The following is an 11191-nucleotide window of genomic DNA, read 5'->3' as shown; positions in this document are numbered from 1 at the left end:
GCCCATGCCCCCGCCGTTCACGCCGTCCCCCACGGCAGCCCCCGCCGCGGTCGTCGGCGTCGGTTCTCCGGATCCGCCGGTGCGAGGCGCGAGGCAACGGCTCGGGTCTCGGGCGGGCCTTGCGGCGACCTGCCTCGCGCTCCTCCTCGTCCTGCTCCTCTCCGTCGTCGTGGCCATCGGCCTCGGCTCCGCCGTCGTCTCGCCGGGTGACACGGCCCGGCTGCTGTGGGCGGCGCTGAGCGGCGGAAGCATCGACGCCGACGAGTTGACGACGTATCAGATCATCTGGCAGATCCGCACGCCCCGCGTGCTCCTCGCGGCGCTGGTGGGAGCCGGCCTCAGCGCGGTCGGCGTCGCCATCCAGGCGCTGGTGCGCAACGCCCTCGCCGACCCGTTCGTCCTGGGCGTCTCCTCCGGCGCCTCGGTCGGCGCCGTCGCCGTCACGGTCACCGGAGGGCTCGCGGCCCTCGGCATCTACGCGGTGTCGGCGGGCGCGTTCATCGGCGCGCTCGTCGCCTCCCTCCTCGTGTACGCCGCCTCGGCGAGCCGCGGTGGCGGACTCTCGCCGCTGCGGCTCGTCCTGACGGGCGTGGCCATGGCACTCGGCTTCCAGGCCGTGATGAGCGTGATCATCTACTTCGCGCCGGACAGCGAGGCGACCAGCATGGTCCTGTACTGGACGATGGGCAGCTTCGGCGCCGCGAGCTGGGGCGCGCTGCCCGTCGTGGCCGCCTGCGTGCTGCTCGGTGTCGCCGTGCTCCACCGCTACAGCAGGGCCCTCGACGTCCTGGCACTCGGCGACGAGACCGCGACGAGCCTGGGCATCAGCCCCGACCGGCACCGAAAGGGCCTGCTCCTGCTCGCCTCACTGATCACCGGGGTGATGGTCGCCGTGAGCGGCGCGATCAGCTTCGTCGGCCTGGTCATGCCCCATCTCGTACGCATGGTGGTCGGCGCCACGCACGCCCGCGTGCTCGCCGTCGCGCCGCTGGTCGGAGCGGTGTTCATGGTCTGGGTCGACCTGGTGTCACGGACCCTCGTGGCGCCGCGCGAGCTGCCCCTCGGGGTCATCACGGCCCTGGTCGGAGTGCCGGTGTTCGTCGCGCTGATGCGTCGCAAGGGCTATATGTTCGGAGGCCGTTGAGATGGACCTCGTACTCGACGGCCTGTCCGTCACCCTCGACGGCAAACTCCTCGTCCGGGATCTCTCCCTGGAGGTGGGCAGCGGCCAGATCGTCGGCCTGGTGGGCCCGAACGGCAGCGGCAAGTCCACCGCGCTCAAGTGCGTCTACCGCGCGCTGCGCCCCAGCTCGGGCGTGGTCCGCGTGGGCGACGACGATCTCTCCCGCCTGTCGCCGCGCCGCGGCGCGCAGGTCGTGGCCGCGATGGCTCAGGACGGCTCGGTGGACCTCGACTTCACGGTGGCGGAGGTCGTGGCCCTGGGCCGCGCACCCCACCTGCGCGGAAACCAGGCCCTCGGCGCGCGCGAACGGGAGCTGTGCGCGCGGACGATGGCGCGTCTCGACCTCACTCGCCTCGCGGACCGCGGCATCCTCACCCTCTCGGGCGGCGAACGCCAACGCGTCCTGCTGGCGCGGGCGTTGGTGCAGGAGCCACGGGTCCTGGTCCTCGACGAGCCGACCAACCACCTCGACGTCCGCCACCAGATAGAACTCCTCTCGCTCCTGAAGGCCTCGGGCCTCACCGTCCTCGTGGTCCTGCACGACCTCAACCTCGCGGCGGCCGCGTGCGACCGCATCGGCGTGCTGTCGCAGGGCGCGCTGGTGGCCGCGGGGACGCCGGATGAGGTGCTCACCACGGGTCTGGTCGAGGAGGTGTTCGGCGTCAAGGCCAGCGTGATCACCCACCCCCTGACCGGCGACCCCCAACTCCTCTACGCGCTGACCTCCTCAACTCCCTTGTGAGCCAGCCCCTTTGCCCCCCATCCAACACCGCTCTCCGAACCACCCCCTCTGAATCTCCTCCTCTGATTCCCCTCCCCTTGAATCTCCTCCCCTGAAAGGCACCACCAGGCCATGCCCAGAACACGCACCACCATCGGATCAGCGCTCGCGGCGGCCCTGCTGCTCGCGGGATGCGGCGCCGAGGTCGAACCGGCCTCCAAGGACGCGGGCGCCCCCAAGAAGGTCACCGTCAAGCGCTGCGGCGAGCCGGTCACGTACACGACTCCGCGGCGCGCGGTGGTCTACGAGGGCGGCAGCGCGGACAAGATGTTCAGCCTGGGGCTGACCAAGCACGTGCACGGCTATGTGATGCCCCCGGCCAACCCGCCGGTGAGTGAGTCCCCTTGGGCGTCGGAGTACGCGAAGGTGAAGATGCTCAGCGACGACCTGCTCAACAAGGAGCTGGTCGTGGAGGCGAAGTCCGACTTCGTCGTCGCGGGATGGAACTCGGGCTTCAGCGACCAGCGGGGCATCACCCCGCAGATCCTGGACAAGCTCGGCATCCAGAGCTTCATGCACACGGAGAGCTGCTTCAACTACCCCAAGTACCCGCAGAAAGTGACCCCGTTCAAGGCCCTGTACTCGGACCTGGACCGGCTGGGCACGATCTTCGGGGCCGAGAAGAAGGCGGACGAGGTCGTGGACGGCCTCAAGAAGCGCGTCGCCGCCGTCGAGTCCAAGGCGCCCAAGGGCGACCGGCTCCCCGTCTTCCTCTACGACTCCGGCACGGACCAGCCCTTCACGGCGGGCAGCCAGGTCCCGCCCAACGACATCATCAAGGCGGCCGGCGCCAGGAACGTCTTCGACGGTCTCGACGAGCGCTGGACCCAGGTGAACTGGGAGGCCGTCGCCAAGGCGGAGCCCGAGGTCATCATCATCTTCGACTACGGCGACATGCCCGCCAAGAAGAAGATCGACTTCCTGAAGAAGTCCCCGCACACCAAGGAACTGCCCGCGGTGAAGAAGAACAACTTCTTCGTCCTCGACTACAACGAGGGCATCAGCGGCCCGCGCAACATCGACGGCCTGGAGAAGTTCGGGAAGTACGTACGGGAACTGAAGCGCTGAGGCCCACCGCCTCGTACGGAGCGGCCCGCCACGCCATTCCCCTCCGGGTCCGCCTCACTGGGCCCGGTCGAGCGAGCCCGTCAGGCGTCCGAGGAGTCCCTGGAGGGTGAGGATCTCCTCGACGGTCATCCCGGTCGAGGCGAGGATCCGGCGCGGGACGGGCAGCGCGCGCTCGCGCAGTCCGTCCCCCTCCCCGGTCAGCTGGACGGTCACGGAGCGCTCGTCGGCGGCACTGCGCTCCCGCCGCACGAGCCCCGCCGTCTCCAGCCGCTTGAGCAGCGGCGAGAGCGTGCCGGAGTCGAGGCGCAGCCGCTCGCCGATGGCCTTGACGGGCTGCGGGCCGTGCTCCCAGAGCACCAGCATCACCAGGTACTGGGGGTACGTGAGACCCAGGTCCTTGAGGGCGTCGCGGTAGACGCCGCCGAAGGCGCGCGAGGCGGCGTGCAGCGAGAAGCAGACCTGGTGGTCGAGGCGGAGCAGCTCGGCGTCGGGCACGCCGAGCGCCTCGGGCACGTCCGGCGCGTCCGGCAGCCCGGCGTCCGGCGTATCGGGCAACCCGGCGTCCGGCGCGTCGGGCAGCTCGCCTCCGGGCGGGGGCGGTACGGCGGTCGGCGATGACGTCATGGCTCCAGCGTACCTCGCACACGCCATTAAGTTGTGCACAACTAAATCGTGTGCAACCATTATGGGCAGAGCGAACGACCACCGTTCCTCTCGTTCCGTTCTCCGTCCGAGGGAAGAGGCATCCCATGAACGCGCTGTACACCGCCGTCGCCACCGCCAACGGCCGCGAGGGCCGCGCCGTCAGCTCCGACGGCCAGATCGACCTCGCGCTCGCCATGCCCCCGGCCCTCGGCGGCAACGGACAGGGCACCAACCCCGAGCAGCTCTTCGCCGCCGGGTACGCGGCCTGCTTCGCCAGTGCGATGGGTGCGGTCGCCCGTGAGATGAAGGTCGACACCAAGGACGTCTCGGTCACCGCCGAGGTCTCCATCGGCAAGGACGACACGGGCTTCGGCCTCGCGGTCGTGATGCGCGTGGAGCTGCCGGACTCCCTGGCCGGCGAGACCGGTCAGAAGCTGGTCGAGGCCACGCACGCGTACTGCCCGTACTCGAAGGCGACGCGCGGCAACATCGAGGTCGAGCTCGTCATCGAGTAGTCGCACGGCGAGGTCGAGCCCGTCGTCAAGTAGTCGCACGGTGAGGTCGAGCCCGTCGTCGAGCAGCGGCCCGGTCGCGGACGCGACCGGGCCGGGGGCCGGACAGGACAGGGCCGGACAGGACAGGGCCGGACGCCGGGTACCGTAGAGGTACCGATCTCATGGGCCTCCTGGTGGGCTGCGTGAACCCCAGGAGGCCCAGCATGACGACGAACCGCGGACGCAAGGACGTGATCCGGAACCGGATGACGTCGACCGGCGAGTCGTACAACGTCGCCGCCCGCAACCTCAAGGCCATGAAGGACATGGGCGCGACCCGCGAGGCGGTCGTCACGCAGCGCTGGCAGCCCGCCGAGACCCTGGACGTGCCCTGCCCCTGCGGCGGCACGTGCGAGCCGGGCGAGAAGTGCGACCGCTGCCACGCCCGCCACCGCCACGTGGCCCGCTACCCCGGCAGCCGTACCGAGGTCGAGACCTGGGCCGACCGCTATGACTGCATGGGCTGCGCGTCCTCGTACACCATCCTCGTCGTCCTGCCGGGCCGCCCGTGGGGCATCGCCGAGACGGTGGTCCAGGGTGCGGACGCCGAGCCGGTGGTCAAGGCCCGGGTCTTCCCGGGTGTGAAGCACCCGCTGCTGCGTCCCGAGACCCCCGAAGAGGACTGAGTCCGGCCGCACGCGCGACACCCGAGGGGTGTCCGATATCCGAAACTGGCTGACCGGCATCTGACCGGTTTCCTCTCTTGACGGTGGGTCGTCCCAGCTTCAATATCAGGCAACGCACAACCGCCCCACCCTTCGCTCAGCACAGCTCCAACGCCCTGCGGCATCCGCGTCGCAGGGCGTCAGTACGTTCCGTCCCCCTCGCTGTTCGGAATTCGGAGCCCCACATGAGAATCTCCAGACCCGACATGCCCCGCGCCCTGAGACGGGCCACCGCGGGTGTCGCCACCCTCGCCGCCGCGGGACTGCTGGCCGTCACCGCGCCGACGGCCCTCGCGGCCCCCTCCCCGACGCTCGCGGCCCCCGACATCCCGCTCGCCAACGTCAAGGCGCACCTGACCCAGTTCCAGTCCATCGCGACGGCCAACGGCGGCAACCGCGCCCACGGGCGCCCCGGTTACAAGGCCTCCATCGACTACGCGAAGGCCAAGCTGGACGCGGCCGGGTTCACCACCACCGTGCAGCAGTTCACCTCGAGCGGCGCCACCGGCTACAACCTCATCGCGGACTGGCCGGGCGGCGACGCGAACAACGTCCTGATGGCAGGCGCCCACCTCGACAGCGTCTCCTCGGGCCCCGGCATCAACGACAACGGCTCCGGTTCGGCCGGCGTCCTGGAGACCGCGCTGGCCGTCTCCCGCGCCCAGCTCAAGCCGGCGAAGCACCTGCGGTTCGCCTGGTGGGGCGCCGAGGAGCTGGGCCTGGTCGGGTCGAAGTACTACGTCAACAACCTGCCCGCCACGGAGCGTTCCAAGGTCTCCGGCTATCTCAACTTCGACATGATCGGCTCCCCGAACCCGGGCTACTTCGTCTACGACGACGACCCCACCATCGAGAAGACCTTCAAGGACTACTACGCGGGTCTGAACGTCCCCACGGAGATAGAGACCGAGGGCGACGGCCGCTCCGACCACGCCAGCTTCAAGAACGTGGGCATACCGGTCGGCGGCCTCTTCACCGGCGCCAGCAACACGAAGTCCAGCGCGCAGGCCCAGAAGTGGGGCGGCACGGCGGGCCAGGCCTTCGACCGCTGCTACCACTCCTCGTGCGACACGACGGCGAACATCAACGACACCGCCCTCGACCGCAACAGCGACGCCATCGCCCACGCGATCTGGACGCTCGGCGCGGACACCCCGGTCCCGCCGGGCGACACGTACGAGAACACCGCGGACGTGGCCGTCCCGGACAACGGCGCCGCCGTGACCTCGACGGTGAACGTGACCGGCCGCACGGGCAACGCCCCGGCCGCCCTGAAGGTGGACGTCGACATCCGGCACACCTGGCGCGGTGACCTGGTCGTCGACCTGCTGGCCCCCGACGGCACTGCGTACCGCCTGAAGAACTCCAGCAGCAACGACTCGGCGGACAACGTCATCGCGACGTACACGGTCAACGCGTCGAGCGAGACGGCGAACGGCGCCTGGAAGCTGCGCGTGCAGGACGTGGCGGCGCAGGACACCGGCTACATCAACAGCTGGAAGCTGACGTTCTAGAACCACTCCAGCACTTCAGCACCTCAGCACCTCAGCACCTCAGCACCTCAGCACCTCAGCACCTCAGCACCTCAGCACCGAACCATCGCAGCACCGGTCGACACGCACCGGCGCCCGGCAGCGTCTTCGCCGCCGGGCGCCGGTCCGGTGTTCGGGTGCGTCGCTCAGGCCTCCGTGGGCGCGAGCGTCAGTGAGATGGAGTTGATGCAGTACCGCTGGTCCGTGGGCGTCGGGTAGCCCTCGCCCTCGAACACGTGACCGAGGTGCGAACCGCACCGCGCGCACCGGACCTCCGTGCGCACCATGCCGTGCGAGGCGTCCTCGACGAGCTCGACCGCGTCCGTGTCCTTGGGGTCGAAGAAGCTCGGCCAGCCGCAGTGCGACTCGAACTTCTCCTCCGAGGTGAACAGCTCCGCGCCGCACGCGCGGCAGGAGTAGACACCCTTGGTCTTGGTGTCGGTGTACTCACCGACGAACGCGGGCTCCGTGCCCGCCTGGCGCAGAACCGCGTACTCCGAGGGGCTCAGCTCCGCGCGCCACTGCTCGTCCGGCTTCTCGACGTCGTACGACATGAGACTGAACCCCTTACCTCGATGAATGCGACTGCTTGCGCCCGCGTCGCCTACTGCGACAGCTCGGCCAGGATCTGCGGGCCGAGGTCCGTGACGTCGCCCGCTCCCATGGTGAGAACGAGATCACCGGGCCGTGTCATTCCCGCGACGGTCCGGACGGCCTCGGCCTTGTCGTGCACGGCACGGACGTCGGCGCCCGCGGCCACGGCCGCGTCGGTGATCAGGGCGCTGGTGATGCCGGGGATCGGGTCCTCGCGGGCGGGGTAGATGTCCAGGACCACGGAGGCGTCCGCGAGGGCCAGGGCCTGGCCCATCTCCGTGCCCAGCTCCTGGGTGCGGGAGAAGAGGTGCGGCTGGAAGAGCACCAGGAGGCGCGCGTCGCCCGCGGAGGAGCGCATCGCCTCCAGGTCCGCGGTCATCTCGGTGGGGTGGTGCGCGTACGAGTCGATGACCTGGACGCCCTTCGCCTCGCCCTTGAGCTGGAGGCGGCGCTTGACGCCGGTGTACGAGCCGAGGGCGGACGCGAGGTTGTGCGCCGGGATGCCGAGCGCGATGCCCGCGGCCAGGGCGGCCACCGCGTTGTGTGCGTAGTGGCGGCCGGGGACGGAGACCGTGAAGGTCAGGAACTTGCCGTTCAGGATCACCGTGACCTCGCTGGTCAGGCCGCGCGGGGTGATCTTGTGGATGCGCAGGTCGGCACCCTCGGACTCGCCGTACGTGACGACCTTCAGGTCCGGCAGGGCGCGCACGCGCCGCGTCAGCTCGGCCGCGCCGTCCTGGTCCGCGGCGATCACCAGGGTGCCGCCGGGGACGATCTTGCCCGCGAAGGTCTCGAAGGACTCGTAGATCTCGTCCATCGAGGCGTAGTTGGCGTGGTGGTCGAGCTCCACGTTCAGGACGATGGCGACCTCGGGCGCGTACTTGTGGAAGCTGCGGTCGCTCTCGTCCGCCTCGGCCACGAAGATGTCGCCCTCGCCGTGCAGCGCGTTCGAGCCCGGGGCGTCGAGGTCGCCGCCGATCGCGTACGACGGGTCGAGGCCGAGGGTGGAGAGGGTGACGGCGAGCATCGAGGTCGTCGTGGTCTTGCCGTGCGTGCCGGCCACCGCGATCGGGCGCAGGCCCTCCATGAGGGAGGCGAGCGCGTCCGAGCGGTGGACGACCGGAATGCCGAGCTCCGTGGCGCGGGCCAGCTCGGGGTTGTCGGCGCGGATCGCGGAGGAGACGACCACGCTGGTGGCGTCCGAGGCGAGGTGCGCGGCGTCGTGGCCGATGTGGACCGTGGCGCCCTGGGTGCGCAGGGCCTCGGCGGTGGCGGACTCCCGCGCGTCGCTGCCCGCGACCTTGGCGCCGCGCTGGGCCAGGATCTTGGCGATGCCCGACATTCCGGCGCCGCCGATGCCGATGAAGTGCGGTCGGTCCATGGCGGTGGGCAGGCCGGGTGCCATACGTGTGTCTCCCCAAGATCCAAGAGTTACGGCAGATGAGCAGGGCCCAGGGTATTGCCTCGGATGCCCGGCAGGCACACCTGAGCCCCGCGAGGGGCTCGGGCGCCTCTCTTTGGCCCGCGGATCCCCCGCCGTTTCCGGCGCGGCGCCCGGCCTCCCGGCGGCGGAGCGCTCGGTCCCGCCCCGGTGAAGTCCTCAGTCCTCCGTGTGCGAGAACAGCTTCAGGACCGGTACGCCCACCTTGTGGCGCGCCCGCGAGGCCCAGTCCCGGTGGAAGAACTCCTCCACGTAGTGCGGGTCGGTCAGGACGATGACCTCGTCCGCGTGCGCCTCGTCGACCAGCCGCTGGAGCGCGTCCAGGGGGTGATCCTCGATCAGTTGTCCGGTCGCCTCGCAGCCCGCGGCGCGCAGTGCCGTCAGGGAGACCTCCAGGGCCTTCTGCGCGGGGGCGGTGGCGTCCTGCCCCTCGGGTACGTCGCCTTCCTTCGCCGCCTCGTCGAGCTCGCCCAGCGCCACGTCGTCGATGGCCCGCAGCAGGCGGTCCGCCTGATCGCCGCGGGGCTGGAGCAGCACCCTGAAGGTGACCGTCTCGTCGCCGTGCAAGGTGGTGACGAACTCCACGTCGGCGGAGGTCAGGGCCTTCTCGATCATCAATACGCTTGTGAACACGACAGGCGCCCTTCTCATCCGTGGGCCGCCGAGAGTCTGTCTCGACGGGCCCCTGCGGAAACCATCCTGCCCCGTGGCCGCACGGGGTCTGCGACTTTTAGTGTGCCCAGCGGAAGCCAAACGGAACGGGTGATTCCGCTGATTGTCAGGTACGACGGTATCGGGTGAAGAGGAACCCGGCCTCCTCCAGTACGGAAGCCAGGGCGAATCGTTCCGGCACCGCGAGCGCGGACCCCCACGCGATGCGCTGCGCGTCCCCCGCGGTGAGCATCGGGGACACCGTCAGACACAGCTCGTCCAGGGCCCCCGCCGCCACGAACTGGCCGAGCAGCCGCGGTCCGCCCTCCGTCAGGAGCCGGGTCAGGCCGCGCTCGGCCAGGGCGGGCGCGACCCGCTCCGGTTCGACCCCCGCGCCCTCCCCCGCGACCACCACCACGGCACCCGCCTTCTCGGCCGCCGCGACCCGGGCGGCGGGCGCCTCGGCGCCGGTCACCACGAGCGTGGGCACCAGGGGCGAGGTGAAAAGCGGAAGGCTGAAATCCAGGTCCAGGCTCGCGCTGACGACGGCGATGGCGGGGGCCACCGTCTGGCCGGCCGCGGCCCTGCGCTCGGCGAAGTCCTCACGCGCGCGTGCCGGGCGGTAGCCCTCCTTGCGGACCGTCTCGGCCCCCACGACCACGGCGTCGGCGACCGCGCGCAGGGTGCCGAAGATCCGCATGTCCGTGGCGTTGGAGATGGGCTGCGAACGGCCGTCGTGCTGGGCCGCGCCGTCGAGCGTGGACACCATGTTGGCGCGCAGCCACGGCGTGTCGCCCGGTGGGTAGGCGTACGCGTCGGCCAGCTCCGCCAGCGCCCACTCTCGTACTGATGTTTCGTCTGTCTGGTCGGTCACAGGGAACAGGCGTCGCATGCCCAGCAGTCTTGCACGGCGCTTAGAGTTAGGAACCGTGTCGTCCTCCACCGCAGCCTCCGGGCAGAGCCCCATAGCCGAAGCGGCTCCCCTGTCGCTGTGCGCCCGCGAGCCCCATGTCCCCGCCGACCGCCTGGTCGCCGAGATGGTGCCGCCCCCGCGCTTCGACTCCGTCCGCTTCGATACGTACATCCCGGACCCGAACCAGCCGAGCCAGACCGAGGCCGTGCGGGTCCTGAGCGGCTTCGCGGCCGGTCTCGGCGGGGCCCACGCGTCCGGCGCGGGCAAGAAGCGCTGGTTCGGCCGCGCCAAGCCCGCGGCCCCCACGGGCCCGCGCGGCGTCTATCTCGACGGTGGGTACGGCGTGGGCAAGACCCACCTCCTCGCCTCCCTCTGGCACGCGACGCCCGCCGCTCCCGAGCAGAAGGCGTTCGGCACCTTCGTCGAGCTGACGAACCTGGTGGGGGCGCTCGGCTTCCAGCAGACGGTGCGCACCCTCAGCGGGCACCGCCTGCTCTGCATCGACGAGTTCGAGCTGGACGACCCGGGCGACACGGTCCTCGTCTCCTCGCTGCTCGCGCGCCTGGTCGACGAGGGCGTGGCGCTGGCCGCGACCTCGAACACGCTGCCGGGCAAGCTCGGCGAGGGCCGGTTCGCGTCGGCCGACTTCCTGCGCGAGATCCAGGGCCTGGCCACCCACTTCAAGTCGCTGCGCATCGACGGTGAGGACTACCGCCACCGGGGGCTTCCGGAGGCGCCCGCTCCGTACTCGGAGGAGCAGGTCACACGGGCGGCGTACGCGACCGAGGACGCGAGCCTGGACGACTTCCCGCACCTGCTCGACCACCTCGCGCGCGTCCACCCCAGCCGGTACGGGGCGCTCACCGACGGGCTGCGGGCCGTGTGCCTGACCGACGTGACGCCCGTCCCCGACCAGTCGACCGCCCTGCGCCTCGTCGTGCTCGCCGACCGGCTGTACGACCGCGAGGTCCCGGTGCTCGCCTCGGGCGTGCCGTTCGACCAGTTGTTCAGCGAGGAGATGCTGAACGGCGGCTACCGGAAGAAATACTTCCGGGCGATCTCGCGGCTCACGGCACTCGCCCGGGACGCGAAGGCCCTCGTAAAGCCGTAGCGACTCACCGCTACGCGCGTGGTTCCCGCACGCCTAGGCGCGTGGTACACACA

Annotated in this window: 12 protein-coding genes; 7 read left to right on the top strand and 5 right to left on the bottom strand. The window is 70.6% G+C overall.

Going from position 1 to position 11191, the window contains the following annotated elements; genetic code table 11:
• The first annotated feature begins 4 nt into the window (after positions 1-4).
• The 3 genes from QBL25_RS31240 to QBL25_RS31230 all read left to right on the top strand — a co-directional run bounded on the left by QBL25_RS31240 (position 5) and on the right by QBL25_RS31230 (position 3032).
• Positions 5-1144: a FecCD family ABC transporter permease gene (locus QBL25_RS31240; RefSeq protein ID WP_409060280.1), complete on the top strand. Its 1140-nt coding sequence runs from the start codon at positions 5-7 to the stop codon at positions 1142-1144.
• A 1-nt stretch (position 1145) separates the two neighbouring features.
• Positions 1146-1925 carry an ABC transporter ATP-binding protein gene (locus QBL25_RS31235; protein ID WP_409060279.1) on the top strand — a complete coding sequence of 260 codons (780 nt, stop codon included), beginning with the start codon at positions 1146-1148 and terminating at the stop codon, positions 1923-1925.
• Positions 1926-2036: 111 nt separating this feature from the next.
• Positions 2037-3032 carry an ABC transporter substrate-binding protein gene (locus tag QBL25_RS31230; RefSeq protein ID WP_409060278.1) on the top strand — a complete coding sequence of 332 codons (996 nt, stop codon included), beginning with the start codon at positions 2037-2039 and terminating at the stop codon, positions 3030-3032.
• 54 nt (positions 3033-3086) lie between these two features.
• On the opposite strand, the gene QBL25_RS31225 is transcribed toward QBL25_RS31230, so the two are convergent.
• A complete protein-coding gene (locus QBL25_RS31225) occupies positions 3087-3656 on the bottom strand; it encodes a MarR family winged helix-turn-helix transcriptional regulator (protein WP_409060277.1) in 570 nt (189 codons plus the stop codon).
• Positions 3657-3781: 125 nt separating this feature from the next.
• Here QBL25_RS31225 and QBL25_RS31220 point away from each other — a divergent pair, with 125 nt between their 5' ends.
• The 3 genes from QBL25_RS31220 to QBL25_RS31210 all read left to right on the top strand — a co-directional run bounded on the left by QBL25_RS31220 (position 3782) and on the right by QBL25_RS31210 (position 6410).
• Positions 3782-4192, top strand: coding sequence for an organic hydroperoxide resistance protein (locus QBL25_RS31220; protein ID WP_409060276.1), 411 nt, complete (start codon positions 3782-3784; stop codon positions 4190-4192).
• Between the two features lie 203 nt (positions 4193-4395).
• On the top strand, positions 4396-4857 hold the full coding sequence (locus QBL25_RS31215) for a hypothetical protein (RefSeq protein WP_409060275.1): 462 nt from the start codon (positions 4396-4398) through the stop codon (positions 4855-4857).
• Positions 4858-5102: 245 nt separating this feature from the next.
• The gene (locus tag QBL25_RS31210; protein WP_409062834.1) at positions 5103-6410 is read left to right on the top strand and encodes a M28 family metallopeptidase; all 1308 of its coding nucleotides are present in this window, start codon (positions 5103-5105) and stop codon (positions 6408-6410) included.
• Between the two features lie 164 nt (positions 6411-6574).
• Here QBL25_RS31210 and msrB read toward each other — a convergent pair whose 3' ends face one another.
• The 4 genes from msrB to QBL25_RS31190 all read right to left on the bottom strand — a co-directional run bounded on the left by msrB (position 6575) and on the right by QBL25_RS31190 (position 10006).
• Complete coding sequence (gene msrB / locus QBL25_RS31205) at positions 6575-6982, bottom strand: peptide-methionine (R)-S-oxide reductase MsrB (protein WP_409060274.1); 408 nt, start codon at positions 6980-6982, stop codon at positions 6575-6577.
• A 50-nt stretch (positions 6983-7032) separates the two neighbouring features.
• Positions 7033-8427, bottom strand: coding sequence for a UDP-N-acetylmuramate--L-alanine ligase (gene murC / locus QBL25_RS31200; protein WP_409060273.1), 1395 nt, complete (start codon positions 8425-8427; stop codon positions 7033-7035).
• Between the two features lie 195 nt (positions 8428-8622).
• A complete protein-coding gene (locus QBL25_RS31195; protein ID WP_409060272.1) occupies positions 8623-9096 on the bottom strand; it encodes an indole-3-glycerol phosphate synthase in 474 nt (157 codons plus the stop codon).
• Positions 9097-9241: 145 nt separating this feature from the next.
• The gene (locus QBL25_RS31190) at positions 9242-10006 is read right to left on the bottom strand and encodes a pyrimidine reductase family protein (protein WP_409060271.1); all 765 of its coding nucleotides are present in this window, start codon (positions 10004-10006) and stop codon (positions 9242-9244) included.
• A 37-nt stretch (positions 10007-10043) separates the two neighbouring features.
• Between QBL25_RS31190 and zapE the strand changes: the two genes are divergently transcribed.
• The gene (gene zapE, locus QBL25_RS31185) at positions 10044-11138 is read left to right on the top strand and encodes a cell division protein ZapE (RefSeq protein ID WP_409060270.1); all 1095 of its coding nucleotides are present in this window, start codon (positions 10044-10046) and stop codon (positions 11136-11138) included.
• Positions 11139-11191: the final 53 nt, after the last annotated feature.

This window comes from Streptomyces sp. SYP-A7185 (assembly GCF_046103685.1).
Lineage (GTDB): Bacteria > Actinomycetota > Actinomycetes > Streptomycetales > Streptomycetaceae > Streptomyces.
The sequence above is the reverse complement of the archived record's forward strand: the minus strand, read 5'-3'. Positions and strand labels throughout refer to the sequence as shown.

Excerpts from the sequence above, each read along its gene's own strand:
- QBL25_RS31240 (WP_409060280.1), top strand. The coding sequence starts at position 5 with ATGCCCCCGCCGTTCACGCCGTCCCCCACGGCAGCCCCCGCCGCGGTC.
- QBL25_RS31235 (WP_409060279.1), top strand. The coding sequence starts at position 1,146 with ATGGACCTCGTACTCGACGGCCTGTCCGTCACCCTCGACGGCAAACTC.
- QBL25_RS31230 (WP_409060278.1), top strand. The coding sequence starts at position 2,037 with ATGCCCAGAACACGCACCACCATCGGATCAGCGCTCGCGGCGGCCCTG.
- QBL25_RS31225 (WP_409060277.1), bottom strand. The coding sequence starts at position 3,656 with ATGACGTCATCGCCGACCGCCGTACCGCCCCCGCCCGGAGGCGAGCTG.
- QBL25_RS31220 (WP_409060276.1), top strand. The coding sequence starts at position 3,782 with ATGAACGCGCTGTACACCGCCGTCGCCACCGCCAACGGCCGCGAGGGC.
- QBL25_RS31215 (WP_409060275.1), top strand. The coding sequence starts at position 4,396 with ATGACGACGAACCGCGGACGCAAGGACGTGATCCGGAACCGGATGACG.
- QBL25_RS31210 (WP_409062834.1), top strand. The coding sequence starts at position 5,103 with ATGCCCCGCGCCCTGAGACGGGCCACCGCGGGTGTCGCCACCCTCGCC.
- msrB (WP_409060274.1), bottom strand. The coding sequence starts at position 6,982 with ATGTCGTACGACGTCGAGAAGCCGGACGAGCAGTGGCGCGCGGAGCTG.
- murC (WP_409060273.1), bottom strand. The coding sequence starts at position 8,427 with ATGGCACCCGGCCTGCCCACCGCCATGGACCGACCGCACTTCATCGGC.
- QBL25_RS31190 (WP_409060271.1), bottom strand. The coding sequence starts at position 10,006 with ATGCGACGCCTGTTCCCTGTGACCGACCAGACAGACGAAACATCAGTA.